This window comes from Yersinia entomophaga, from assembly GCF_001656035.1.
GTDB lineage: Bacteria > Pseudomonadota > Gammaproteobacteria > Enterobacterales > Enterobacteriaceae > Yersinia > Yersinia entomophaga.
Window position 1 is genome coordinate 1,269,717 of the sequence record NZ_CP010029.1, and the last position, 24,717, is coordinate 1,294,433.

Consider the following 24,717-nt stretch of genomic DNA (forward strand, 5'->3'; position numbering starts at 1 on the left):
CCGTGTTACATATCTGTAAAGGAATCTTAAATGACACAGACCGTACATTTTCAAGGCAATCCTGTTGCCGTAGCGGGTAAACTTCCGCAAGCCGGCGAGAAAGCCAAAGACTTCACTTTGGTCGCTAAAGATCTTTCTGCCGTTTCTCTGAGAGATTTTGCCGGTAAACGCAAAGTTCTGAACATCTTCCCCAGCATTGATACCGGTGTTTGCGCCGCTTCCGTGCGTAAATTCAATCAGTTGGCTGGCGAGCTTGAGAATACCGTTGTTCTTTGTATCTCCGCTGACCTTCCATTTGCCCAATCACGCTTCTGCGGTGCTGAAGGCCTGAGTAACGTAGTGACTCTGTCCACCCTGCGTGGCGCTGAATTCAAACAAGCCTATGGCGTTGAAATTGCCGAAGGTCCATTAGCCGAACTGACCGCCCGTGCCGTTGTGGTGCTGGATGGCAATGACAACGTAATTTACAGCGAATTGGTGAATGAAATCACTAGTGAGCCTGATTACGATGCCGCATTAGCCGCGCTGAAATAATAGCTCAACGCAGATAGCAAAACGGCTGACATCGCGTCAGCCGTTTTTTTAACGATAAACGTTATTTAACGATAAATAGCAGCCATTGCTGAAATACCCTCTATTCTTGGTTCTTATTCTTGGCTCTCTTCGTTTTCATCCACGGCCGGGCGACGGCTGCCGCTCAATCCATATTCCCGCAGCTTATTGGCTATCGCCGTATGGGAAACGCCTAAGCGTTTCGCCAATTTACGCGTACTCGGATAATTACGATAAAGGCGGGTTAATACCGAACGTTCGAAACGCTTACTAATATCGTCCAGCGAACCGTCCAGCACCTCATCCCCCAACGACATCTCCACTTCAAATTCCGGCAGAATAATGTCCTGTGGGCGCAGTTCTACGCCATCTAGCTGAGTTAAAGCCCGATAAATGGCATTCTTAAGCTGACGAACGTTACCCGGCCAGCCGTAGCGCGTGAGGAATCCGTTAAGTTCCGGTGACAACTTCGGCCGTGGTACGCCTTGCTCATCAGAGAAACGGGCGACAAAGAGTTCCACCAGCGGCATAATATCCGTTGGGCGCTCGCGTAATGGAGGCAGTGTGATGGTCAGCACGTTTAGGCGATAATAGAGATCTTCGCGGAATTCACCGCGCTGAACCAATTCCACCAAATTCTTCTGCGTCGCGCAGATAACCCTAACATCCACGTGGACTTCATGCTCTTCTCCTACCCGACGGAAAGTGCCGTCGTTGAGGAAACGCAGCAGTTTGATCTGCATTCGCGGCGACATTTCACCGATTTCATCCAACAGAACCGAGCCACCGTTAGCCTGTTCAAAGAATCCTTTTTTACCTTCCACCGCATTGGGATAGGCGCCCGGCGCATAGCCAAATAGCTCGCTTTCTACCACGTCGTCAGGCATCGATGCACAATTCAGACCGAGGAAAGGTTTTTTGCCGCGAGGACTGCGCAAGTGGCAAGCTCTGGCCAGCAGATCTTTACCGGTACCGGTATCACCAATTAGCAACAGCGGCGCATCCAACATCGCCAATTTGCGCGCCTGGTCTAAAACCTGACGCATTTTGCTGCTCACGGCGACAATTTGTCTGAATTCGCTGTCATCGTTAACCGACAGGGTTTGCAATTGCTGCCCCATACGCGCGGTCGATTTCAGCATCACCACCGCACCTACCGTTTGGTTATGCTGATTTTCATCCACCAAATGAATAGGTGTCACTTCCATCAGGTAATCCTGACTGTGAATCAGTATTCGTTCGGTATGAGGCGTGGTTTCTTCCCGCTCAAACCAGTGGGAAAAATTAAATCCCCCCAGCAGCGTACCCATAGTCTTATGACGAATTTTCTCTTCGTTAAAAGAAAATAGCTCGCGAGCCGCCGGGTTAGCCAGTTCAACGTTGCCTTTAAGATCGATGGAAAAAACAGGCTCCGGCATGGATTCCAGCAAGGCGCGCAGCGCGCGGTGCTCACGCTCAGAAGGCATGAAAGGAACGGTGCGCACGTCGGTAACCCCGTCGATACGCCGAATTTCCGCCATCAGCGCCTGAAACACGGCAAAATCCAGTTTGGAGAAATTCAGATAAATACGGCCGATAGGATCAATTTCGATCCCCCGTAAATCAATGCTGCGTAAAACCAGGAGATCGAGTAACTCTCTGGTGAGACCTATCCGGTCTTCGCAAAACACTTCCAAGCGCATCAGTATTGACCTTATCTTTGCGGTACGGGATGACTAAGTTTGATAATACCCTGTCCCTTCGCCCTGATGAAGAGATCTGTCAGCAAAAGTTGACAGGAATCCTCTTTTTCGTTTCATTTGTCTTCATTTGGTCTTTTTTATAGCGATATGAAGGCATTATCCCCGTCGTTGTTGAAGAATCTCAGGGTGATATTATCTTCAAAATCAATTATGCAGATGAATATAATATATTCGTAGAAGCGGCCGTCCTGTCAAGCACAGGTGACACTTTGCAATCAATACGCCAACTGGCTATAGTAAAGGTAGCCAGTTGACCGAGGAGGTTGCATGAGAAGTTACCACCCAAGCCCGACCACTAGAGTCAGCGCGTTATGGCGTGAAATCGGGCTGCCCGCCAGCCGCGGCACCGCGTTGGTAGACAGTATTAAGCTCGGTTTTTCCGTCGACGTTATTGATACGATCCATCTGTGGGCAGCGATGCCAAAGGCCGAAATCTTGCGTGCCACCGGTATTCCCAGCCGCAGCCTGACACGCCGTCGCACTAATGATGGACGATTTACTCCAGAAGAAAGTGAACGTATTGCTCGTTTTGTCCGAGTTATGGACGCGGCGGTAGATTTGTTCGGCGGAGATCGCCCCAAGGCCACGGCATGGATGTCAACGCCTGTGAGAGGTTTGGGCAATCGCACTCCCGATTCCCTGCTGGAAACCGAAACCGGAGCGTTGGAAATATGTGACCTGATTGGTCGATTGGAACATGGCGTCTTTACGTAATGGAGCTACAGTTTTGATGCTATACCGGATTGTCCATAATCGTTTTGCCGCTACGGCCTGGTCGGGTTATGGAGCGGAAACCTACGGTGGTCGCTGGAATCATAAAGGCCACAGCGCGATTTATCTGGCCAGCAGTATTTCTCTAGCAATGTTGGAAACACTGGTTCATGTTGAAGATAGCGCCACTCTGAACGATTTTAATCTGTTTCAAATCGCGATTCCGGATAACGCTATTATGGCCTTGCAACAGGAAGATTGGCCTCGAGGATGGCGAGACGATCCGGCTCCGGTGGCGACGATGGATATCGGCACGGAATGGTTAAGCTCAGTTTCCTCCGTGGGATTACTGGTTCCATCTACGTTGGTGCCGCTGGAGAGAAATGTGCTGGTTAATCCCAAACATCGTGATTTCCCCCCTTGTCTCACCAGCGTCACCCCACTCGACTTCAGTTTCGACCCGCGCCTCAAATAGCCCGAAATAAATGGCCTTAGCGCTGTTTGTCTTTCTTAGGCAGCGTATTCTTCAGCTGCGTAATCAATTGACGACGGAAATCCCCCAGTTTTGGCTTATCATCATCCATCCAGGGCAGCGGGCGACATAACTCCATCGCTTTGATCCCCAAACGCGCGGTGAGTAAACCCGCACCGATTCCCTGCGCCGCCCGAGCGGATAAACGCGCGGCCAGATCCTGCGATAGCCAGTCCATACCGACTTCCCGCACTAATTCCGACGCACCGGCAAAGGCAATATTCAGTAAAACCAAACGGAACAGGCGTAAACGACTGAAATAGCCAAGTTCAATTCCATACAACGCGGCAATACGATTGATTAATCGAATGTTTCGCCAAGCGATAAAAGCCATATCCACCAGCGCCAGAGGGCTGACGGCGATCATCAGCGCCGATTCTGCCGCATAGCGGCTTATTTCAGATCGAGCCTGATTATCCAACGTCGGTTGTACTAATTTGGCATAGAGTTCAACCACTTCCCGATCGTTATGCGTTTCATGCAGCGAGGCTTGCCAGCGCTGTAACGCCGGATGTCCCTGATCCAAACCCGCCTGACGCGCCAGTTTCTCGCAGAATTGGCGCCCACGGCCCAAACCGTGGCTTACCAGTAACTCCCGCGCCACGTCACGTTCTTCCGCGCGCTGGCGCAGCCGATATAACCGCCGCCATTCGGTAACAACCGAACCAATCCCGGCAAAAACGATCAGTCCGCCGGCTACCGTGGTGCCCAAGGCTATCCAGTCCTGCTGCTGCCACGCCTGATTAACCCACTGCACCGCCTGCGCCACGACGCTCACGCCAAACAGCATCAGACCTGCCGTCACCATTTTTCGCCATAGACTGCGTTTTGGTTTAAGCGCCGCGCTTACCAGACCTTCCGCACGCCCTTCCGCTTCGTCCGCGTCCAGAACCGGATCAACCGGCAAAAAATTCTCGGCCGCGGAGCCACTAAAGGTCTGCCCCGTTTTTAACTTTGGCTCTTCGATCGGCTGCAATGGCTGTTGAAAATCTATCCGTGGTTTCAATGGTTCATTCATCGCAGTTTATCTCCCAATAAAAACTCCATCACCGCATCCAGTCGGATATGCGGCAATGGGCTATCCACGTGCACTTGTTGTGGACGGAACTGATCAAAATGGAAGCCCTGTTGCAGCCAAAATGCCGGGCCGGGCAAACGTGCCGGAACATCGCCAGGGAACACCGTCAGCGGCGCACCGTCTTCCAGACGATGACCTTTTAATGCCGGAATTCGCTGGCCATTATGATCGACCATACCGCTTTCCGTGGCCTGTACCGACGCCAGCCCGACACAATCCATGCTGATGCCTTCGAACGCCGCATTTTGCCAGGCCTCCTGCACTAATTGCTGGAGCAATGACACCAGATTGGCATGTTGGTCCGCAGTTACATGATCGGCTTTAGTGGCAGCGAACATCAGCTTATCAATACAGGGGGAGAATAAACGACGAAATAGCGTGCGTTTTCCATAATGAAAGCTTTGCATAAGCTGGGTTAATGCCAGACGCATGTCGTTAAAGGCTTGCGGCCCGCTGTTCAAGGGTTGCAGGCAATCCACCAGGACGATCTGTCGATCAAACCGAATAAAGTGTTCTTTATAAAAACCTTTTACGATTGATTGGCAGTAGTAATTAAACCGCGCGCGCAACATACCCAAATTGCTGTGTTTGTCTGCCTGAGCTAAACGAGACTCATCAATCGCGGTGATATCTGGCCAAGGGAAGAACTGCAATGCAGGCGCGCCGGCCATATCACCGGGGAGCACAAAGCGCCCCGGCTGAATAAAGTGCAGCCCTTCTTGCTTACAGCGAATCAGGTACTCGGTATAGGCCTGAGCAATCGCGGCAAGTAAATTTTCGTCCGCCGGAGCCAAAGGATCGCACTGTTTGCACAATTCCAACCACGGTTTAGCCCATTCGGCACGGTTACCCTGTAACAAACCGCCCATTTGCCGCGACCATTCGAGGTAATCCTGCTCCAACATGGGCAAATCCAGCAGCCATTCACCTGGGTAATCGACGATTTCCAGATACAAGGTCGATGTCTCTTTGAAATGACGTAAAACCGAGTCATTCGACCTAAATTTCAGAGCCAGACGAATTTCACTCACGCCGCGAGTCGGCGTCGGCCAGCTCGGGGGCGTACCGTACAATGAGGCCAGACCTTCGTCATATCTAAAACGCTGGATACCCAAATCCCGCTGAGGCACCCGCTTGACGCCGAGTAAGCGATCTTCGCGCACGGCAGAAAACAGCGGTAAACGCGCCCCGCTGTGTACATGTAATAATTGATTGACTAACGCGGTGATAAACGCAGTTTTACCGCTCCGACTCAGGCCGGTCACCGCCAGTCGCAAATGGCGGTCCATCCCGCGGTTAACTAAAGAGCTGATCTCATTTTGCAGTCGTTTCATGCTTTTCCTTTGCAAATCGGCCAAATACCGCACCTAAACCGCGTCTCAATAACGGTTCCAACAACACAGCCAGCGCCCAACGCAGCGGTTTACGGCTCACGCTGCGTAAAATCCAGGCCGTGGCACCGGCCGGGCCGTAGCTTAATGCTGCGGTAATAATCACTTTAACCAGCGTTTTCAATACTACACCTGACCGCTGAGTGGCGACGTTATTCTTCATCATTTATGCCCTCCGGCAGGTCATTTTTCGAATTTCAGCTCGGTAAAAGTCATAAATCAGCCCACTGGCCGCATGAATTACCGATTCATTGCGCTGCGGATTCGTTATAGCTGACGAAATCTGCTGCGAACACCAAAAGTTTCCGAAGTAACGTAACGCTCTACTTGCCGCAAACGTTGCTCTCCGCTGCTTAATTCGTAATCCAGTTTATCCAGCAGTTGGCGAGGAGTTTGATAGTCCTCATCCATAAGAGTGCTGGCCGGTACTGGGTCCAACATATAAGTCAGCACCAGGTAGGCTACGATGGTGAAAACAAACAGGCCGAAAAACATCGATAACACGGCAATAATACGTACCAGTTTGACCGGAATATCCAGATAATGCGCTAAACCGGCGCACACCCCTTTCACCATGCCTTCTTCCGGCACGCGGTACAGTTTTTTTCCACTAAACAAACCGGTCATTATGATTGCCTCCAGTTCGGATGTTCTGCATCCAGAATTTCTTCCAGCGCCTGAATACGTTCGCGCATACGGCGCGCATCATCAGCTAACTGCGCTAAACGCTGCATTTCCTGATGGCTAAGCTGGGTGCCGCTTTGTTGGCGATTGCTGTAATGTAGCCAGAGCCAGATCGGTGCGACAAACAGCACAAAAATGGTTAGCGGAATAGCTAAAAACAGAATACTCATTCTTTCCCCTTATTTATTCTTATCAACGGCAATGCAATCATCATAGCCGCAAGATTCGAGTAATAATATGGCCGCAACCTTTTGGGATAACGGCCCACTTTTATTACTCTTTATTATTCTGGAGCATTCATTTTTGCTTTTAACGCCGCTAACTGACTGCTGATTTCATCATCGGCTTTCAATTCTGCAAACTCTTGTTCCAGTGACTTCTTTTTACCGATGCTGACGCTTTCCGCTTCGGCTTCCATATGATCAATTCGGCGTTCGAATTGCTCAAAACGAGCCATTGCCTCATCCAGCTTACCGCTATCCAACTGGCGACGAACATCGCGAGAAGAAGAGGCAGCCTGATGACGTAAAGTCAGCGCTTGCTGTCTGGCGCGGGTTTCGGTCAGTTTGCTTTCCAGCTCGCCAATCTCATGTTTCATGCGATCCAGCGTTTCGTCTACGGTAGCCACTTCACGCTGTAGGGTTTCGATCAGGGAAGCCACTTTCTGTTTCTCAATCAAAGCGGCACGAGCCAAGTCTTCTTTATCTTTACGCAGCGCCAACTCGGCCTTTTCCTGCCATTCAACCAGCTGGCTTTCACCCAAATCAATCCGGCGCATTAGCTGTTTCTTTTCCGCCAACGCGCGAGCAGAGGTAGAGCGAATTTCTACCAGCGTATCTTCCATTTCCTGAATCATCAGGCGAACCAGTTTTTGCGGATCTTCGGCTTTATCTAGCAACGTGTTGATGTTGGCATTCACGATATCGGCAAAACGAGAAAAAATACCCATTGTTCACATCCTCTTTAATCATGTGGGCGACTCTATGCGCCGGTTGTTCAGTGAGCAAGTCTCACCGGTACAGATACAGCTCTGGCTATAGGATAATCAAAAGTCATGCCAACTTTAGAAAATCAAATATCATCATGAATTAAAAGGGAAAATAACTTTATTGCTAATTTCAGCATAAAAGGTAGAGTGATTACTTTAACCAACTATTAGCGAATCTCACTATGAGCGAACAACTTGAAAACCTGCTAGGTGAAGCAAATTCCTTTGTTGAGGTGCTTGAGCAAGTCTCGGGATTGGCCAAATTGAATAAACCCGTACTGGTGATTGGCGAACGCGGAACGGGTAAGGAATTGATTGCTCACCGTTTGCATTATCTGTCGAATCGTTGGCAGGGGCCGTTTATCTCGCTGAACTGTGCGGCGCTGAATGAAAATCTGCTGGATTCCGAGCTGTTTGGTCATGAAGCCGGTGCCTTTACCGGCGCGCAAAAGCGCCATTTAGGTCGATTTGAACGCGCCGATGGGGGAACGCTGTTTCTCGATGAACTCGCTACCGCCCCAATGCTGGTACAGGAAAAACTGCTGCGAGTCATTGAATATGGCCATTTGGAGAGAGTCGGCGGTAGCCAGCCGTTACAGGTTGACGTGCGTTTAGTTTGCGCCACCAATGATAATTTACCCGCTCTGGCCGCCGCAGGAAAGTTTCGGGCGGATTTACTGGATCGTCTGGCTTTCGACGTGGTGCAACTGCCGCCGCTACGCCAGAGACAGCAAGATATCATGCTGCTGGCGGAGCATTTCGCTATCCAAATGTGCCGCGAACTTGGGCTGCAATTATTCCCCGGTTTTACTCTACAGGCCAAAAGCCAGCTGCTGGGTTATCATTGGCCGGGAAACGTGCGAGAGCTGAAAAATGTGGTGGAGCGCTCGGTTTATCGCCACGGCGATAGCCCGGATCTGCTAGACACTATAATTATCAACCCGTTTGCTGCCCATCAGAATACCCAACCCCACCTTCCAACGGAAACGGCTTCCCTGCCCGCGCTCCCCGTTGACCTCAAAGCCTGGCTACAAAACGGCGAGAAACAGTTAATTATGCAAGCGCTGGAGCAGGCGCGTTTCAATCAGAGGAAGGCGGCGGATTTATTAGGGCTGACCTATCATCAGTTACGGGGAATGCTGAAAAAACACTCGATATTGCAAGCCGCCACAGATGAGAATAACGAAGAATCGGCGAATGACTAGCTAGCGACCATAATTTTTCGCTTATTTATTTTCGCTTATTTATATCAGGCAGAATGATATAAAACAGGGCTAATGACGTGGAAATCCGAGGCATAAAAGATGCGAATAAGCTGAAAAGTTAATCGCAAGTAAAAAAAAAAGCCAGCACCCGAGCTGGCTTAAAAAACACTGGAAGCAATGTGAGCAATGTCGTGCCTTTCTATCAGAAGCTCCCTACTGGCGGCCTCTTCCTGAAGTGCGAAACAATGATAATGGTTATCACTAGCACTTGTAAATACTTTTGTTGAGAATTTTTCTCATTTCCACAACGATATTGTGGCTCTTCAATTATCCTCTTCACGTTATGTTTTAACCTAATCCGATACCCCTATTCTCTGTCTGGAATCCTGTCTGCTTCAAGGTAACGGCCGAAATGGATTAACACTCAAATTTATCGATCGTTATTCTGCCTAAGCGTAGCCAGACACAGTAACGTGAATAGAATCTGCGCCCCAAGATTCGCCGTATTACTGGTAGGATCATACTGCGGCGCGACCTCAACGATATCTCCACCAACCATGTTGACGCCGGCCAACCCTCTTAACATGCCAAATAATTCTCGCGGCAGTAACCCATTGACCTCCGGCGTTCCGGTGCCCGGAGCAAAACTGGGATCGAGAGAATCAATATCTACGCTAATATAAACCGGCCCAGTCCCTACAACGGTTTTCACTTGCTCAACGATAGAGTGAACGCCACGCTCAAAAACGGCTTCCGCATGGATCACTGTCATGCCTGAATCGCGAGAGAACTCCCAAAAATACTCATCCGGGCCACGAATTCCAACTTGCACCGTGCGGCAAGGATCTATCACACCGTCTAATACCGCCTGACGAAACAGCGAACCGTGATGCTGATTGCCGTAAAAAAGACCGGCGGTATCACAATGAGCGTCAAAATGAATCACACCAACCGGCCGCTCTGCCCCCAAAGCCCGCAAAATTGGCAGCGTCATGGAATGATCGCCTCCCACTGACAGTGGCAAAATGCCTGACGCTTTCAGGCGAGATAGCGTATTTTGTATATCCAAATGGGCTTGCGTGAGGTCAAAACGGTTGCTAAACACCACGTCGCCCAGATCGGCGGCGCTAAGTAACCGAGCTGGCGCAAGATTCAGCACATGATCGTAAGGCCCGATACGTTCCGCAACGCGCAGCGCTTTAGGGCCAAAACGCGCACCAGCGCGATGCGTCACGCCGAGATCCATGGGAACGCCCAAAATTCCAACGTCGGTTCCCTGCCATTGATCCGGCGAACGGAACGGTAAATCGAGAAAAGTGGAAATATGGTCAAACGCCCATGTAGCCTGCGCCTTAGCATCAGGGAAGAAGGTTTCTGCCACCTGACGATAATTTTCATCATGAATGGTAAAAGCGTCTTTTCCCGCATACTTCGCCCGCAATTTATTGAGTGAGTTCATATTTAACCGGCCTCCTGTTTCACAGCGTCCGAGCAGGAATAAAACTCGAAGCGATTTGCGGATTCTGCCAGCACTGCCAGTAAATGCTGTACCTGATCGGGATTATTGGCCGCGGTGAGCTGCACGCGGAAACCGACTTCTTTTTTGGGTACCAGCGGATATAGCGCCAGCGTGACATAAACTCCGCGCTCAAACAGATAACTGCCTAACGCCATAATTTGCCGTGGATCTTTCAGCGGTATTTCCATGATAGGTAATTCAGAATTATTCAATGTAAAAATATCAAGATCGGCTAACCCTTTGAGCAATTGTCGACACATTTGATGCAGATCGCGACGTAATTCCTCTCCTTTTTGGGCGTTAACCGCTAAACCACTCAGTGTTGTGGCCAGCGAAGCTACCGGGGATGGCCCCGAATACAGATAAGGCGACGCGGCAACTTTAATCATTTCCTTCAATACCGTCGGCAGCGCCATAAAAGCCAACAATGATGAATAGGATTTGGATAAACCCGCCACCAGCAGAATATTGTCGTAGCTCAACCCACAGTGGCGAACGATACCGTTCCCTTTATACCCCCACGGCATTTCTCCATCGGGATTTTCACCTATCAAACCAAAACCGTGGGCGTCATCCACATAAAGGATGACGTTCCAGCGCCGGGCTATCTCGGCAAAACGCGCTAAATCCGGCAGATTGCCGGTCATGCTATTCACCCCGTCCATGCAAATTAAGCGCGGCGGCACGGGGCTACTAGCTAATAATCGTTCTAATTCATCGGCATCGTTATGTTTAAAGCGAATCAGCGTAGCACCTTGCCCCTGCGCCACTTTACAACCGTCGTAAATGGTTTTATGGGCCCGACTGTCCAGATAAATTGCGCCAGTACCGCTGAGGAAAGGAATCACTGAAAGATGGATATGAGTGATAGTCGGAAAGGCCAATATATCCGGCGCTTGGGTCAAGGCCGCTAACTCGCGCTCTATATCCCTATAAGGCGTGGGTGTACCAAGCATTCTCGACCAGCTCGGATGAGTACCCCATTGACGCACCAGAGGTAATATTGACGCCTGAACCTGCGGATTTAGATCCAAACCCAGATAGTTACAGGAGGCAAAATCAATCAGTTCACGTTCGCCAATCACTATCTTGCGTCCGTCAATACCCTCAATAACGGCATCAACCATAGGGTGAGCGGGAGGTGTAAGTGGAGAATGAGCGAAATGTGTGTCCAACCATTTCGCCATCCAGGATGGGACGGTTTGCTGATTCATCATTAATTCCTATAGTGATGCGTTCAGAATTATTCACCTTGATACGATGAGAGTGCCCACTAGTATTGTGATAACCAAAAACTATAGGAAAGGACGGTAAAAGCAGCAATTGCTCAATTATCGTGCAACGTAAAGCTAGAATGACACAATGAGTAATGGGGTTATAATTGCTGTTATTTCCCCCCAATCGGTATAAACACAAGAGCCGCGAACGATGGCACGATTTGCGATCGAGCTGTAGCCGCCTCTGGTCACTGCGGCCCCACGTCTAGAATGAATCACCATGCCATCCTGAATGTTAGAATGCGCACCGATCTGATCTGAGGTCACTGGCCGAAAGGATTTTTACGCCGCATGATTAATACCCTCGCTACTGATAACGGCGACGGCGTTGTGGGCATGCAGGCTTTCCTGATGCTCCACCCTAACTGAAAATGCCGAATAGCGGCATTGCTTACGCAGCATGGCGTACAAACGGCGCGCCGCGTCCTCGCAGAACATCAGATTTTGTCCATTAGCCAATGCAAACGCCTGCTCATCCTGACGTTTCACTAAAGTTTGTACCGGTGTTCCCAGCGTATTTTCAATTTGGTTAATTAATTCCAGTACCGGAAAATTCATCTCAGTGGATTTAAGTGACACCGTCACTCTTGCCCAGCTGCGTTGACTGTGCGGCGTTGCTGGCATTCCCTGCGTTCCAAGCCAATCCAGCACCTGTTGCTGGGTCAGATTTTCCTGCTGTTCAAAATCCAGTTGAAACTGCTGCTGAGCAGACTGAATACTCAACGCTACCGAGCTGGGACAAGTGGAAGAATAAGGTACGGACAGAGATAGCCGGAGCCGGAGCTGAAGCTGTTGTTCGAGCTGGGCGTCAATCGTCAGTGGGTAGGCCTTCCAGCCTCTTTGCGGGGATAACATCGCCGGTCGCGAGATAAAAATATCGCTGGCAATATGCAGGCTAGCGCTGGCGGCTAGATCGGGTTGAGAAGCTAAAAATGCGGCTAACGTGGTGTGAATGCGCTGGGGCGTTAATTCCCCTTGAGTCAATTCATCTAATGCCAAGTATATACGGGACATATGAATTCCCTTGCTCTGCCCTTTAGCTTTGACACCAATCCCGGCATTCACTTTTGCAGATAGCGGCCTGCCAACGATGTCTAACGGTAACGCAATGCCTTCCATGCCGACCCAATCCAGCTCCGTATTGCCAAAATCAATGTATGAAGATTGTACATCTGGTAACGCCGTTAGCGATTGATTCGCAGCTATTTTCATGTCGTCCTCTATGTGTGCTTTATTAATATCAAATAAAGGTAACATGCAATTGTTATAGTATAACATATCGAAGTTGCGTTTTTTTGCTCTCTTTCGGCGCTTTTGCGCATAATTACAGCAATATCCCTGAGATCAGTGAGTTGTTTTGCTCAATGGATTGGGGGGATAACCAGTTTACGGTACACTAAGTCTATTGCTTACTTACAGTTGAAGCGTTTTATGCGTGGTTTACTCATTTGGCTGCTGTCGCTTGGCTGTCTAGCGACACCAGCGCTGGCACAAACTCAGCCAGCCCCCCAAGCGATTCAACCGCCGCCGGATATCCGCCAGCGGGGTTTCGTCTATTGCGTCAGTGGCGTGTTGAATACTTTCAACCCACAGATGGCCAGCGGTGGCTTAACCATCGATACGTTAGCGGCACAGCTTTACGATCGCCTGCTAGACGTTGACCCTTATACCTATCGTTTGGTGCCGGAGCTTGCTGATAGCTGGCAAGTACTGGACAACGGTGCTACTTACCGTTTCCATTTGCGTAAAGATGTGCCTTTCCAAACCACCGAGTGGTTTAAGCCGACGCGCATGATGAACGCCGACGACGTTGTCTTTAGCTTCCAACGGGTATTTGACCAAAACCATCCGTACCACAACGTTAACGGCGGGGATTATCCCTACTTTGATAGCCTGCAATTTGCCGACGCAGTACAGAGCGTGAAAAAACTGGATGATTACACGGTAGAATTCCGCCTAAAAGCGCCAGATGCCTCTTTCCTGTGGCATTTAGCCACCCATTACGCGCCGGTGCTTTCCGCTGAATACGGCGATATGCTGGCTGCCAAAGGCAAAAAAGAGCAGATTGACCGCGAACCCTTAGGTACCGGACCATTTATGCTCAATGAGTATCGTTCTGGTCAATATATTCGGCTTTCTCGAAACAGTAATTATTGGAAGGGCTTGCCGCGTATGCCGCAGGTCATTATCGATCTGGGCGCTGGTGGCACCGGTCGCTTGTCTAAATTACTGACCGGCGAATGTGACGTACTGGCCTATCCGGCGGCCAGTCAGTTGTCCATTTTGCGAGATGACCCGCGTTTACGCCTGACACTGCGACCGGGCATGAATATCGCCTATTTGGCATTTAATACCCGTAAACCGCCGTTGAACGATGAACGCGTTCGTCAGGCCGTCGCTTTGTCGATTAATAATCAACGGCTGATGCAGTCGATTTATTACGGCACCGCAGAAACCGCCGCATCGATTCTGCCGCGCGCCTCCTGGGCTTACGATAACCACGCGCAGGTAACCGAATACAATCCCGGCAAAGCCAGAGAAATACTGAAAGAGTTGGGGATCAAACAGTTACAGCTGAATCTGTGGGTGCCAACTGCTTCGCAGTCTTATAATCCCAGCCCGTTAAAAACCGCCGAACTGATACAGGCGGATTTGGCGCAGGTTGGCATTACTGTGAATATCGTGCCGGTGGAGGGACGTTTTCAGGAAGCGCGGTTGATGGAAATGAACCATGACCTCACGCTCACCGGGTGGTCAACGGACAGTAATGATCCCGACAGTTTCTTCCGCCCGTTATTAAGCTGCGCTGCAATACGCTCGCAAACCAACTATGCTCACTGGTGTGACCCAGCTTTCGATGAATTACTGCAAAAAGCTCTGCGATCGCAGCAGATATCGGAACGCATTGACTATTACCAACAGGCGCAGCGCATTTTGGAGCAACAGTTGCCACTGCTGCCTCTGGCTTCCTCCTTGCGGCTACAGGCGTATCGTTACGACATCAAAGGTCTGGTGCTCAGTCCCTTTGGCAATGCGTCCTTTGCCGGGGTGTTCCGCGAAAGTGACGAGGGTAAAAAACCATGATTATCTTTACCTTACGTCGCCTGTTGTTATTAGTTATCACGCTAATCATGCTGTCGCTGGTGAGTTTTAGTCTGAGCTATTTTACGCCCCACGGCCCATTGAGCGGCGCTTCCCTGTTCGATGCCTACCGTTTTTATTTGCATAGCCTGATGCAATGGGATTTTGGCGTTTCCAGCATTAACGGCCAGCCGATTAGCGAACAGCTGCGGGAAGCTTTTCCCGCCACGATGGAACTCTGCGTATTAGCATTCAGCCTCGCGCTATTCATCGGTATTCCTTTGGGTATTATTGCCGGTGTAATGCGAGGAAAATGGCCGGATGTCGCTATCAGTTCTCTGGCACTGATCGGTTTTTCCATCCCCGTATTCTGGCTGGCGCTGCTGCTGATGCTTTTTTTCTCTCTGCATCTGGGCTGGCTGCCGGTCTCCGGGCGTTTCGATCTGTTATATCAGGTCAAACCCGTGACTGGGCTGGCACTGGTAGATGCCTGGCTATCCAATTCCCCTTATCGCAAGGAAATGATATATAGCGCCTTGCAGCATATGATCCTGCCGATAACCGCGCTGGCCGTGGCGCCAACCACGGAAGTCATTCGTTTGATGCGCATCAGTACCGATGATGTGATAGGGCAAAATTATATCAAAGCCGCTGCGACCCGCGGGCTGTCGCGGCTGACCATTATTCGTCGTCATGTGCTGCACAACGCCCTGCCGCCGATTATTCCCAAATTGGGCTTGCAGTTCTCCACCATGTTGACGCTGGCTATGATTACCGAAGTGGTATTCAGCTGGCCGGGGCTGGGACGCTGGTTGATTAACGCCATCCGTCAGCAAGATTATGCGGCGATTTCTGCTGGCGTAATGGTGGTGGGAACGTTGGTGATCGTGATTAACGTGTTGTCGGATATTTTGGGGGCGATGATGAGCCCGTTAAAGCATAAGGAATGGTATGCCCTTCGATAATGTCTACCGCGAAAAGAAAATGCCTAGCCCCCTGCTGTATACCTGGCGCATTTTCTACGCCGACACTTTGGCAATGACCGGATTTTATGGGGTTATTGCCCTGATTTTGCTGTGCCTGTTTGGCAATATGCTGGCACCCTATGCTTTGGATCAGCAATTTCTCGGCTATCAATTGCTACCGCCGTCCTGGTCTCGCTACGGGAATGTTTCCTTCTTCCTCGGCACCGACGATCTCGGCCGCGATATTCTTAGCCGTTTATTGACCGGCGCAGCCTCCACCTATGGTTCAGCGCTGCTAGTGACCGTTGCCGCCGCCCTGTGCGGCGTGGTGTTAGGCGTGCTGGCGGGCGTCACTCACGGTTTTCGCTCCGCGATTTTGAATCATATATTAGATACCCTGCTTTCTATTCCGTCTCTACTGCTGGCGATCATTGTGGTGGCCTTCGTTGGCCCAAGCCTGCAACACGCCATGTTTGCGGTCTGGTTAGCATTGCTGCCGAGAATGGTTAGAACGATTTACAGCGCAGTTCATGATGAGCTGGATAAAGAATACGTGGTTGCGGCGCGGCTGGACGGCGCTTCAACGCCTTATATTTTGCTGTATGCCATTTTCCCCAATATTGCCGCCGTGCTGGTGACCGAGTTTACCCGCGCCCTCTCGATGGCGATTCTGGATATTGCCGCTCTGGGCTTTTTGGATCTCGGCGCGCAGTTACCTTCGCCAGAATGGGGCGCCATGCTGGGGGATTCGCTGGATTTGGTCTACGTTGCACCTTGGACCGTGATGTTACCGGGCGCGGCGATTTTGGTGAGTGTGCTATTGGTTAACCTGTTAGGTGACGGTATGCGCCGGGCGATTATCGAGGGAGTGGAATAATGCCGTTACTGGATATCCGCAATCTCACTATTGAATTTATGACCGCCGAAGGGCCGGTAAAAGCCGTCGATCGCGTCAGCATGACCTTGACAGAAGGCGAAGTTCGCGGCTTAGTCGGCGAATCAGGATCGGGAAAAAGCTTGATTGCCAAAGCAATTTGCGGCGTGAGCAAAGATAATTGGCGAATCACCGCCGACCGCTTCCGCTTTGATGATATCGACTTGCTCCAGCTCAGCCCACACCAACGGCGTAAGGTGATCGGCCATAATATTTCGATGATTTTTCAAGAACCACAGTCCTGCCTGGATCCTTCGGAAAATATCGGTAAGCAGCTCATTCAGGCCATTCCGGGTTGGACCTATAAAGGCCGCTGGTGGCAACGATTTCATTGGCGTAAACGCCGGGCTATCGAGCTGTTACACCGCGTCGGAATTAAAGATCACAAAGACATTATGCGCAGTTATCCCTACGAATTAACCGAAGGGGAATGCCAAAAAGTGATGATTTCTATTGCGCTGGCCAATCAGCCACGGTTATTGATTGCCGATGAGCCGACCAACGCCATGGAACCCACTACGCAGGCGCAGATTTTCCGATTGCTGGCACGATTGAATCAGAATAACAACACGACCATTTTGCTGATCAGTCATGATTTACAAATGATGAGTAAATGGGCAAACCGGGTAAACGTACTTTACTGTGGGCAAACGGTGGAAAGTGCAGTCTGCGAAGAATTACTGGCCGCCCCGCACCATCCTTATACTCAGGCGCTGATCCGCGCCATGCCGGATTTTGGCCGCTCTTTGCCCCATAAAAGCCGTTTGAATACCTTGCCCGGCGCGATTCCCTCGCTGGAACATCTGCCTATCGGCTGCCGCTTGGGGCCGCGTTGCCCTTACGCGCAAAAAACCTGTATTGAAACCCCGCGTCTGCGGATGGCAAAAACTCACGCCTATGCCTGCCACTTCCCACTGAATCTGGAGGAACCGTGATGACCGAAACCTTGCTTGAAGTGCGCAATCTGAGCAAAACCTTCCGCTATCGCACCGGCCTGTTTCGTCGTCAACACGTTGAAGCGGTGAAATCCGTCAGTTTTACCCTGCGGGAAGGCCAGACGCTGGCGGTCATCGGTGAGAACGGCTCCGGTAAATCTACGCTGGCGAAAATGCTGTCCGGTATGATTGAACCAACCGAAGGCGAGCTGCTCATCGACGATCATCGATTAAGCTACGGTGATTACGCTTATCGTAGCCAACGAATTCGCATGATTTTTCAGGATCCCAGTACCTCGCTGAATCCCCGTCAGCGGATCGGCCAGTTGCTGGATGCACCGCTGAAACTGAATACCGATCTGGACGCCAACGCCCGTGAACAGCGTATTTATCAAACGTTGCGGCAGGTCGGTTTGTTGCCAGATCACGCTAACTATTACCCGCATATGTTGGCCTCCGGGCAGAAACAGCGTATCGCTCTGGCTCGTGCCCTGATTTTACAGCCGAAAGTGATAGTGGCGGACGAAGCCTTGGCGTCGCTGGATATGTCCATGCGCTCACAAATTATCAACCTGATGCTGGAATTGCAGGACAAACATGGCATAGCGTATATCTACGTGACGCAGCATTTGGGCATGATGAAGCACATCAGCGATCAGGTGATTGTGATGCATGAAGGCGAAATCGTTGAACGTGGCAGCACCGCCGAAGTGCTAGCCGCCCCGCTACACGATTTGACCAAGCGCCTGATTGCCAGCCACTTTGGCGAGGCGCTCACCGCCGATGCCTGGCGACGTGACGGCGGGCGCTTTTAGGCGTCCCCACTGCTCGGAGCAGTGGAAAAGCACCATATTCAGTCCGGGCGTGATAGAATCGCTCGGTTTATTAACGCAAAACGCGCTGGTTAAGTCGATGTTTCAACAAATTGTTTTAATATTCGTCACCACTCGCGTCAGCACGCAACAATGACCACAAGGATTACTGCTATGGGTTTTCTAACCGGCAAACGCATTCTGATTACTGGCGTCGCCAGCAAACTGTCTATTGCCTACGGTATTGCACAAGCAATGCACCGCGAAGGCGCTGAACTGGCTTTCACCTATCAGAACGAGAAACTTAAATCCCGCGTTGAAGGCTTTGCGGCAGAGCTGGGTTCTACCCTGATCCTGCCTTGTGATGTAGCTGAAGATGCCAGCATCGACGCCATGTTTGCTGAACTGGGAAAAGCCTGGCCTAAGTTTGATGGTTTCGTTCACTCTATCGGTTTTGCTCCGGCAGACCAGTTAGATGGCGACTATGTTAACGCCGTGACCCGTGAAGGTTTCGGTATTGCTCATGACATCAGCTCTTACAGCTTCGTGGCGATGGCCAAGGCTTGCCGTTCTATGCTGAACCCGAATTCCGCGCTGTTGACCCTGTCTTATCTGGGCGCTGAGCGTGCGATCCCTAACTACAACGTTATGGGTCTGGCGAAAGCCTCTCTGGAAGCGAACGTGCGCTACATGGCTAACGCTATGGGTCCTGAAGGCGTTCGCGTTAACGGTATCTCTGCTGGCCCAATCCGTACTCTGGCGGCATCTGGTATCAAAGATTTCCGTAAAATGCTGGCTCACTGCGAAGCCGTAACCCCCATCCGTCGCACCGTAACCACCGAAGACGTGGGTAACTCCGCCGCTTTCCTGTGTTCCGATCTGGCGGCTGGCGTTTCCGGTGAAATCCTGCACGTTGACGGCGGTTTCAGCATCGCTGCGATGAACGAACTGGAATTGAAATAACCCGCAGCGGATTTATTCGCTCAAGGTTATCCGAATCCGCTGCCTCATCGCAGCGGATTTTTTTTGGCTTCGATGAGTTCTTTGCTCAGATTAATTCCATCAATTAATCGTTTTTTGGCAAAGTTATGGCCATTTTTGTTATATCAATCCATATGTTATTACTTTTGGTTATGGAATATGGTTTAACATTATTTTATCTCACTAATCCGATCGGCAATGATATCCACTGCGTTTACCTCATCGAACCACAGGATATCTTACCGATGTCGATGCCAACTCCGGTCTTCTGCTATTTATCCGGCAACGGCTTAGCTGGCAACGTTCATTTGTTGTTCTTCTGTGTTTGCTCAATTGATTCGGCTACAGCCCCTGCTGTTGCTGCCGTTTTTATCAGTAAAACAAGGAGATCTTCATGGTGCAGTTTCGACGTCAGGATAATGCCCACTGGTATCACGAGACTCAACGTAGCGTAACAGACGACGCATTACGGGAGGGCGTTTGTACCAGCGGCCATTACGGACACGATGATTTCTCGGCCTTAAGCAATAGTGAGAATCTGGCTAATGCTTTTTCTGATAAAAGCCCTTTCTTATTGGGATTAGAAGCGCAGGTCAATCCGGACTTACAGGATTTGTTACAGCAGCGCGACGAAACGCTACGAGCCTCGCACCGCATGTATCAAACGCTGTTCCCACCCCAGGTTTCCCTCTCTACCGAGCTGACTCTGTCTCTCTACGATCGTTTAAGCAGCGCCTTAATCGTGGCTCAGGTCACCGGTGTTCAACGTTTGTGTAATCACTATGCCGAACGTCTGATGCCGTTATCCAGCGATGACGCATCGCGAGAAAGCAATATTCGCCTCACGCTACTCACCCAGTACGCCCGGCAGTTAGCCAGTCAGCCGACGCTGATAAACCGCCGCGCATTGCAGCAGCTCAGCGATTCTGGGCTAACATCACTGGATATTATTCTCTTCTCGCAAATTATTGGCTTCGTCGGCTATCAGGCGCGAGCCGTCGCGGCAGTTTCTGCGTTAGCGGGTTATCCCACGGTGCTGTTGCCCGGTTTTCCTCGAATGGAAGATGCGGAAAGCGCGAATTTTAGTGATGAAGTGACGGGCTGGCAGGCCTGGCTGCCGGATCTGTCTTTAGAAACGGAATCGCAGGAACAGGAACAAAACCTGACCTTAACCGATGTGTTAAACCAGCATCCTCATAGCCAGCAGGTTTACGCTGATATTCTTTTGCGCATACGGGTTCCCGACCATCACCCGCAGCCGGCGTTACTGGAATTGGCGGCTCTGGTCAGTGCGCGAATCAACGGCAGCGCCTGTTGCCTGGTTCACCATCGTCAGCGCTACTTGCAATTAAAACCAGACATTACTCTCATCAATAAATTACAGTCAGGCATTAGCCAGAATTTGAGCCAAAGTTCGACGGAATCAGTGGAAAGCTCGGTGATTCATCTAGCGGCGGAACTCACCCGCGCGCCGGAAAGGTTTGGTCCGCCGATACTGGCTCCGTTGCAAGAGCGCGGTTTTTCACCGCTGCAACTGATGGACACCTTATTCAGCGTAGCGCTAGCAGGCTGGACCAATCGATTAGTACAAACATTGGGGTCGCCTCGCGGCGCATTGCAGCAGGCCTGGACCGATTAAACCGGTGCCAACCACTCTCTGGCGGCGTCAAAGAAATGCTGAGCCAACGGCGTCACGCGCCCCGGCTCGGCAACCACCACGGCCGCACGGCGACTCATACTGACAATATTCACCGGCCGTCGCATCAGCGCCGGTGACATATCCTCCAACAAGCTTCCACGTGGAAACAATCCGCAGCCTAAACCGACGAAGATCCCCTGTAATAACTGAAATATTGAGGTAGTTTCCAAGCGCGCATGCAGAGAGAAACCCGCGTCGCGAAAGCTGTTATCCAGATAACGACGGAAATAACGCGTCGGCTCCGCTAGACACAGTGGTAATTCCGCGACCTGAGCCAGTGACAATGGAGTTTCATCCACCAAATCAGGGAAGTGCTGAGGGTGAAAAATCAAATCTACACCGCTGTCTTCCAAAGGCTGAGACTGAAAATGCAGCTCATTCAGCGTGGAAAGCTCGAAAAAACCTATTCCCACATCCACTGAGTGACCGGTTAACGCCTCCAATAGCTGATCGGCACTCAGTACCGAAACCCGATAATCCAACTGCGGATAGCGCTCGCTGACCCTTTTAAGCAAATCTGACAGGGAAATGCTGCACTGCGGCACCACGCCAATCCGCAGAGTCCCGTTCAAACCGTGTTTGAGAGACTCAACTTCCAGCTTCAACCCTTGATAAACCGAAACAATCTCCCGCGCCCAGGCCAGCACGCGTTCCCCTTCTGGAGTAAAACCTTCGAAATTATTGCCCCGATTGATCAGCGAAACACCCAGTTCTCGTTCCAGATTTTTCAGGCGCATCGACAAAGTCGGCTGACTGACAAAACTGGCCTCGGCTGCCCGCCCAAAATGACGAGCCTGTTCCAGATTGCACAAATAGATCAGTTGTTTGATATCCATTACTGCGCTCAATATCGCGTTATTTATTCCAGTATATCATTTTGCTCCCCTATCTCAGCGGCCTGAGGCGGTTTTGCAGCAAAGCCTGTCTGAACTGCGCTATCCGCGCTCAGCGACTCTTTCTACACTTGCTCAATCCAATCAAGCAGCTCTCACCCAACATTAAAAACCATTTGGCAGACAAATAAGACTTTCTGCAATTTTTAGCCGATTTGTGAAGTTCATGGCGATTAACCCGGTCAAAAAGATGGGTTTCAGGCTGAGAGTCAGGAACAGAGAGTTTGCAAGACAAAATTTTACTTAAATTTGATAACTGGATCACATTTCGTTATCAGGTTAACCGCATTCTGTTGCATAACAATTCACTCAATTTTGGATAATTATGGAAAATCCTGTATATGCACAACATTTAGCGGGTCATTTAACCATGTACAATGTGATGAGCTATTGATGAGCCAAATAGCAGAATATATCACTAAATAAAATCCGCTCAGCTTTTAATCAAAATAAAAAATCGGTAAACCGCGAAAACATAAACGTTAATACTGCATAACATTTGTAACATGGGTTTATTCCCCTGCCTCGCTTATATGTAACAGAGTATTACAAAGCGCTTGTCTCATTGACAAAGATAGTGAACATTAACCGCCGCCATTCATCTTATAACAACGCAAAAGGATGCCGTTCCGCGCATCACATTTGCAAATTCCTGTCATTTTATGGCCGGTAGTAAAAATTAGAGGTCCCTGTGACAACTGCAAACAACAACAGCAACGAACCTGAAAGCATCAGTATGAATGCTTTCAAACAGCCGAAAGCTTTTTACCTAATATTCTCCATCGAACTTTGGGAACGTTTCGGTTACTACGGCCTACAAGGGATCATGGCCGTCTATCTGGTGAAAATGCTCGGGATGAGCGAAGCCGATTCTATCACCCTGTTCTCATCATTCAGCGCACTGGTCTATGGCTTCGTCGCCATCGGCGGTTGGCTGGGTGATAAAGTGCTCGGCGCAAAACGCGTTATCGTGTTAGGCGCGCTGACGCTGGCCGTGGGTTACACCATGGTGGCCTATTCTGGACACGATATTACTTGGGTGTATATCGGCATGGCGACCATCGCCGTAGGTAATGGTTTGTTTAAAGCCAACCCGTCCTCCCTGCTTTCAACCTGCTATAACAAAGACGACCCGCGTTTGGACGGTGCATTCACCATGTACTATATGTCCGTCAACATCGGTTCGTTCTTCTCCATGTTGGCCACTCCGTGGTTAGCAGCAAAATACGGTTGGAGCGTGGCATTCTCTCTGAGCGTGGTCGGTATGTTGATCACCTTGGTGAACTTCTGGTTCTGCCGTAAGTGGGTGAAAAACCAAGGTTCTAAACCAGATTTCGCGCCACTGCATTTCAGAAAACTGCTTATGGTGCTGATTGGTGTGGTTGCGCTAGTGACGCTGTCTACCTGGTTGCTGCACAACCAAATCGTGGCTCGCTGGGCGCTGGCGCTGGTTTCCCTAGGTATCATTATTATCTTCGCCAAAGAAACCTTCTCTCTGCACGGTACTGCTCGTCGTAAGATGATCGTTGCTTTCCTGCTGATGCTGGAAGCCGTGGTGTTCTTCGTGCTGTACAGCCAGATGCCAACTTCCCTGAACTTCTTCGCGATTCATAACGTTGAGCATTCCATTTTTGGCCTGGCGTTTGAACCTGAACAGTATCAGGCTCTGAACCCGTTCTGGATTATGGTTGCCAGCCCGATTTTGGCGGCGATCTATAACAAAATGGGCGACAAGTTACCGATGCCGCACAAATTCGCCTTTGGTATGATGCTGTGCTCCGCAGCCTTCCTGGTTCTGCCTTGGGGCGCCAGTTTTGCCAACGAACACGGCATTGTGTCAGTTAACTGGTTGATTCTGAGCTACGCCCTGCAAAGTATCGGTGAGCTGATGATTTCAGGTCTGGGCCTGGCGATGGTTGCACAATTGGTTCCGCAACGTCTGATGGGCTTCATCATGGGTTCATGGTTCCTGACCACCGCCGCTGCCGCACTGATCGCCGGTAAAGTTGCCGCGCTGACAGCGGTGCCAAGCGATGTGCCTGATGCCCATGCTTCCCTGGCTATCTACAGCCATGTATTTATGCAAATCGGTATCGTCACCGCCATTATCGCTATTCTGATGATGCTGACCGCGCCAAAACTGTATCGCATGACATTAGATCTGCAAAAGAAAGATAAAGACGCGACTCCGGTCACTGCTGCATAAGCAACCCATTAGTTTCGTTAGTCAAAACGCCTCGTTATGAGGCGTTTTTTGTTTTGATGCAAACCCTGTGGATCACACATCAAAGTCGATACTCGCAAGGTGACAATCAGCTAACGGCGAACACTGCAGATACAGGATGGGCAGTACCGCTAGCATTTAATTTCGTATTAACTTCCGCGATTGTGCAACGTAATCCTCATATTCAACCCTACCGGCGAAATCTCTACGATAACAGGACGAAACGATCCAGCCGCCGACGTAATTGCGCGTTTTCTTTCTTGAGTTGCTCAACTTGCTTCAGTAGCGTCAAGGTCATCGCCACGCCGTGCCAATCCAGATCCAACTCATTTTGCAATCGACGGGCGCGCTGGAGATACATTAACGCTTCCGCGTCAAATACCCAGAGAGAATCACCGGGATCTAGCGGAACAATCACTCCCAGCTCAACCACTTCTACCAATTCGTCCTGCAAAATGCCCGTTGTCTGGCATAATTCAGTCAGCGTATAAGTAATCTGTACTTCGGCCATAAT

At 50.4% G+C, this 24,717-nt stretch carries 24 protein-coding genes and 1 pseudogene; 12 read left to right on the forward strand and 13 right to left on the reverse strand.

Going from position 1 to position 24,717, the window contains the following annotated elements; translation table 11 throughout:
• Positions 1-30: 30 nt before the first annotated feature.
• The gene (gene tpx, locus PL78_RS05660) at positions 31-534 is read left to right on the forward strand and encodes a thiol peroxidase (protein WP_064513885.1); all 504 of its coding nucleotides are present in this window, start codon (positions 31-33) and stop codon (positions 532-534) included.
• Between the two features lie 113 nt (positions 535-647).
• Here the strand turns inward: tpx and tyrR are convergent, their stop codons facing one another.
• A complete protein-coding gene (gene tyrR / locus PL78_RS05665) occupies positions 648-2,234 on the reverse strand; it encodes a transcriptional regulator TyrR (protein ID WP_064513887.1) in 1,587 nt (528 codons plus the stop codon).
• Between the two features lie 327 nt (positions 2,235-2,561).
• Here tyrR and PL78_RS05670 point away from each other — a divergent pair, with 327 nt between their 5' ends.
• Together PL78_RS05670 and PL78_RS05675 are read left to right on the forward strand one after the other, a co-directional pair.
• Positions 2,562-3,008: a DUF2384 domain-containing protein gene (locus tag PL78_RS05670; RefSeq protein WP_064513889.1), complete on the forward strand. Its 447-nt coding sequence runs from the start codon at positions 2,562-2,564 to the stop codon at positions 3,006-3,008.
• Between the two features lie 13 nt (positions 3,009-3,021).
• A complete protein-coding gene (locus PL78_RS05675) occupies positions 3,022-3,480 on the forward strand; it encodes an RES family NAD+ phosphorylase (RefSeq protein ID WP_064518274.1) in 459 nt (152 codons plus the stop codon).
• Between the two features lie 16 nt (positions 3,481-3,496).
• On the opposite strand, the gene PL78_RS05680 is transcribed toward PL78_RS05675, so the two are convergent.
• The 6 genes from PL78_RS05680 to pspA all read right to left on the reverse strand — a co-directional run bounded on the left by PL78_RS05680 (position 3,497) and on the right by pspA (position 7,639).
• A complete protein-coding gene (locus tag PL78_RS05680) occupies positions 3,497-4,555 on the reverse strand; it encodes a YcjF family protein (RefSeq protein WP_064513891.1) in 1,059 nt (352 codons plus the stop codon).
• Complete coding sequence (locus PL78_RS05685; RefSeq protein ID WP_064513893.1) at positions 4,552-5,949, reverse strand: YcjX family GTP-binding protein; 1,398 nt, start codon at positions 5,947-5,949, stop codon at positions 4,552-4,554. Before PL78_RS05685 ends, PL78_RS05680 begins: the two co-directional genes overlap by 4 nt.
• Complete coding sequence (pspD, locus tag PL78_RS05690; RefSeq protein ID WP_179207942.1) at positions 5,930-6,172, reverse strand: phage shock protein PspD; 243 nt, start codon at positions 6,170-6,172, stop codon at positions 5,930-5,932. The genes PL78_RS05685 and pspD overlap by 20 nt, the downstream gene beginning before the upstream one ends.
• A gap of 101 nt (positions 6,173-6,273) precedes the next feature.
• Complete coding sequence (pspC, locus tag PL78_RS05695) at positions 6,274-6,633, reverse strand: envelope stress response membrane protein PspC (protein ID WP_064513895.1); 360 nt, start codon at positions 6,631-6,633, stop codon at positions 6,274-6,276.
• Positions 6,633-6,860 (reverse strand): envelope stress response membrane protein PspB, encoded by a 228-nt coding sequence (pspB, locus tag PL78_RS05700; RefSeq protein ID WP_049600249.1) that lies wholly within the window; start codon positions 6,858-6,860, stop codon positions 6,633-6,635. Before pspB ends, pspC begins: the two co-directional genes overlap by 1 nt.
• Positions 6,861-6,973: 113 nt before the next feature.
• On the reverse strand, positions 6,974-7,639 hold the full coding sequence (gene pspA, locus PL78_RS05705) for a phage shock protein PspA (protein WP_064513897.1): 666 nt from the start codon (positions 7,637-7,639) through the stop codon (positions 6,974-6,976).
• A 221-nt stretch (positions 7,640-7,860) separates the two neighbouring features.
• Between pspA and pspF the strand changes: the two genes are divergently transcribed.
• The gene (pspF, locus tag PL78_RS05710) at positions 7,861-8,883 is read left to right on the forward strand and encodes a phage shock protein operon transcriptional activator (RefSeq protein WP_064513899.1); all 1,023 of its coding nucleotides are present in this window, start codon (positions 7,861-7,863) and stop codon (positions 8,881-8,883) included.
• 430 nt (positions 8,884-9,313) lie between these two features.
• Here the strand turns inward: pspF and PL78_RS05715 are convergent, their stop codons facing one another.
• The 4 genes and pseudogenes from PL78_RS05715 to folE2 form a co-directional block, all read right to left on the reverse strand.
• On the reverse strand, positions 9,314-10,342 hold the full coding sequence (locus tag PL78_RS05715; RefSeq protein WP_064513900.1) for an agmatinase: 1,029 nt from the start codon (positions 10,340-10,342) through the stop codon (positions 9,314-9,316).
• Between the two features lie 2 nt (positions 10,343-10,344).
• Positions 10,345-11,619, reverse strand: a complete 1,275-nt coding sequence (locus PL78_RS05720; protein WP_084414294.1) for an aminotransferase class I/II-fold pyridoxal phosphate-dependent enzyme — start codon at positions 11,617-11,619, stop codon at positions 10,345-10,347.
• Between the two features lie 183 nt (positions 11,620-11,802).
• Positions 11,803-11,931, reverse strand: a pseudogene (locus PL78_RS20975) (carbonate dehydratase); the annotation flags it as partial.
• A 30-nt stretch (positions 11,932-11,961) separates the two neighbouring features.
• Positions 11,962-12,891, reverse strand: coding sequence for a GTP cyclohydrolase FolE2 (gene folE2 / locus PL78_RS05725; protein ID WP_064513903.1), 930 nt, complete (start codon positions 12,889-12,891; stop codon positions 11,962-11,964).
• 219 nt (positions 12,892-13,110) lie between these two features.
• On the opposite strand from folE2, the gene sapA reads away from it, so the two are divergent.
• The 7 genes from sapA to PL78_RS05760 all read left to right on the forward strand — a co-directional run bounded on the left by sapA (position 13,111) and on the right by PL78_RS05760 (position 21,026).
• Positions 13,111-14,763 carry an ABC transporter substrate-binding protein SapA gene (gene sapA / locus PL78_RS05730; protein WP_064513906.1) on the forward strand — a complete coding sequence of 551 codons (1,653 nt, stop codon included), beginning with the start codon at positions 13,111-13,113 and terminating at the stop codon, positions 14,761-14,763.
• On the forward strand, positions 14,760-15,725 hold the full coding sequence (sapB, locus tag PL78_RS05735) for a putrescine export ABC transporter permease SapB (RefSeq protein ID WP_064513907.1): 966 nt from the start codon (positions 14,760-14,762) through the stop codon (positions 15,723-15,725). Before sapA ends, sapB begins: the two co-directional genes overlap by 4 nt.
• Positions 15,712-16,602, forward strand: a complete 891-nt coding sequence (gene sapC / locus PL78_RS05740) for a putrescine export ABC transporter permease SapC (RefSeq protein ID WP_064513909.1) — start codon at positions 15,712-15,714, stop codon at positions 16,600-16,602. Before sapB ends, sapC begins: the two co-directional genes overlap by 14 nt.
• Positions 16,602-17,594 carry a putrescine export ABC transporter ATP-binding protein SapD gene (gene sapD / locus PL78_RS05745; RefSeq protein WP_064513911.1) on the forward strand — a complete coding sequence of 331 codons (993 nt, stop codon included), beginning with the start codon at positions 16,602-16,604 and terminating at the stop codon, positions 17,592-17,594. The genes sapC and sapD overlap by 1 nt, the downstream gene beginning before the upstream one ends.
• Positions 17,594-18,409, forward strand: coding sequence for a putrescine export ABC transporter ATP-binding protein SapF (gene sapF / locus PL78_RS05750; RefSeq protein WP_049600232.1), 816 nt, complete (start codon positions 17,594-17,596; stop codon positions 18,407-18,409). Before sapD ends, sapF begins: the two co-directional genes overlap by 1 nt.
• A 171-nt stretch (positions 18,410-18,580) precedes the next feature.
• Entirely contained in the window at positions 18,581-19,369 is a 789-nt protein-coding gene (fabI, locus tag PL78_RS05755; RefSeq protein ID WP_064513913.1) for an enoyl-ACP reductase FabI, read from the forward strand.
• Positions 19,370-19,781: 412 nt separating this feature from the next.
• Positions 19,782-21,026 carry a CMD domain-containing protein gene (locus PL78_RS05760; RefSeq protein ID WP_064513915.1) on the forward strand — a complete coding sequence of 415 codons (1,245 nt, stop codon included), beginning with the start codon at positions 19,782-19,784 and terminating at the stop codon, positions 21,024-21,026.
• On the opposite strand, the gene PL78_RS05765 is transcribed toward PL78_RS05760, so the two are convergent.
• A complete protein-coding gene (locus PL78_RS05765) occupies positions 21,023-21,922 on the reverse strand; it encodes a LysR family transcriptional regulator (RefSeq protein ID WP_064513917.1) in 900 nt (299 codons plus the stop codon). The two genes, PL78_RS05760 and PL78_RS05765, sit on opposite strands and share 4 nt — an antisense overlap.
• A 748-nt stretch (positions 21,923-22,670) precedes the next feature.
• On the opposite strand from PL78_RS05765, the gene dtpA reads away from it, so the two are divergent.
• A complete protein-coding gene (dtpA, locus tag PL78_RS05770) occupies positions 22,671-24,185 on the forward strand; it encodes a dipeptide/tripeptide permease DtpA (protein ID WP_064513919.1) in 1,515 nt (504 codons plus the stop codon).
• A 223-nt stretch (positions 24,186-24,408) separates the two neighbouring features.
• On the opposite strand, the gene cbpM is transcribed toward dtpA, so the two are convergent.
• Positions 24,409-24,714, reverse strand: coding sequence for a chaperone modulator CbpM (gene cbpM / locus PL78_RS05775; protein ID WP_064513921.1), 306 nt, complete (start codon positions 24,712-24,714; stop codon positions 24,409-24,411).
• Positions 24,715-24,717: the final 3 nt, after the last annotated feature.

Bases quoted from the DNA above. Each gene is read 5' to 3' on its own strand.
- sapC (WP_064513909.1), top strand. From the start codon at position 15,712: ATGCCCTTCGATAATGTCTACCGCGAAAAGAAAATGCCTAGCCCCCTG.
- sapB (WP_064513907.1), top strand. From the start codon at position 14,760: ATGATTATCTTTACCTTACGTCGCCTGTTGTTATTAGTTATCACGCTA.
- PL78_RS05765 (WP_064513917.1), bottom strand. From the start codon at position 21,922: ATGGATATCAAACAACTGATCTATTTGTGCAATCTGGAACAGGCTCGT.
- tyrR (WP_064513887.1), bottom strand. From the start codon at position 2,234: ATGCGCTTGGAAGTGTTTTGCGAAGACCGGATAGGTCTCACCAGAGAG.
- cbpM (WP_064513921.1), bottom strand. From the start codon at position 24,714: ATGGCCGAAGTACAGATTACTTATACGCTGACTGAATTATGCCAGACA.
- PL78_RS05680 (WP_064513891.1), bottom strand. From the start codon at position 4,555: ATGAATGAACCATTGAAACCACGGATAGATTTTCAACAGCCATTGCAG.
- pspC (WP_064513895.1), bottom strand. From the start codon at position 6,633: ATGACCGGTTTGTTTAGTGGAAAAAAACTGTACCGCGTGCCGGAAGAA.
- PL78_RS05685 (WP_064513893.1), bottom strand. From the start codon at position 5,949: ATGAAACGACTGCAAAATGAGATCAGCTCTTTAGTTAACCGCGGGATG.
- tpx (WP_064513885.1), top strand. From the start codon at position 31: ATGACACAGACCGTACATTTTCAAGGCAATCCTGTTGCCGTAGCGGGT.
- sapA (WP_064513906.1), top strand. From the start codon at position 13,111: ATGCGTGGTTTACTCATTTGGCTGCTGTCGCTTGGCTGTCTAGCGACA.
- PL78_RS05670 (WP_064513889.1), top strand. From the start codon at position 2,562: ATGAGAAGTTACCACCCAAGCCCGACCACTAGAGTCAGCGCGTTATGG.
- sapD (WP_064513911.1), top strand. From the start codon at position 16,602: ATGCCGTTACTGGATATCCGCAATCTCACTATTGAATTTATGACCGCC.
- pspF (WP_064513899.1), top strand. From the start codon at position 7,861: ATGAGCGAACAACTTGAAAACCTGCTAGGTGAAGCAAATTCCTTTGTT.
- PL78_RS05760 (WP_064513915.1), top strand. From the start codon at position 19,782: ATGGTGCAGTTTCGACGTCAGGATAATGCCCACTGGTATCACGAGACT.
- PL78_RS05715 (WP_064513900.1), bottom strand. From the start codon at position 10,342: ATGAACTCACTCAATAAATTGCGGGCGAAGTATGCGGGAAAAGACGCT.
- folE2 (WP_064513903.1), bottom strand. From the start codon at position 12,891: ATGAAAATAGCTGCGAATCAATCGCTAACGGCGTTACCAGATGTACAA.
- sapF (WP_049600232.1), top strand. From the start codon at position 17,594: ATGACCGAAACCTTGCTTGAAGTGCGCAATCTGAGCAAAACCTTCCGC.
- pspB (WP_049600249.1), bottom strand. From the start codon at position 6,860: ATGAGTATTCTGTTTTTAGCTATTCCGCTAACCATTTTTGTGCTGTTT.
- pspD (WP_179207942.1), bottom strand. From the start codon at position 6,172: ATGATGAAGAATAACGTCGCCACTCAGCGGTCAGGTGTAGTATTGAAA.
- PL78_RS05720 (WP_084414294.1), bottom strand. From the start codon at position 11,619: ATGATGAATCAGCAAACCGTCCCATCCTGGATGGCGAAATGGTTGGAC.
- pspA (WP_064513897.1), bottom strand. From the start codon at position 7,639: ATGGGTATTTTTTCTCGTTTTGCCGATATCGTGAATGCCAACATCAAC.
- fabI (WP_064513913.1), top strand. From the start codon at position 18,581: ATGGGTTTTCTAACCGGCAAACGCATTCTGATTACTGGCGTCGCCAGC.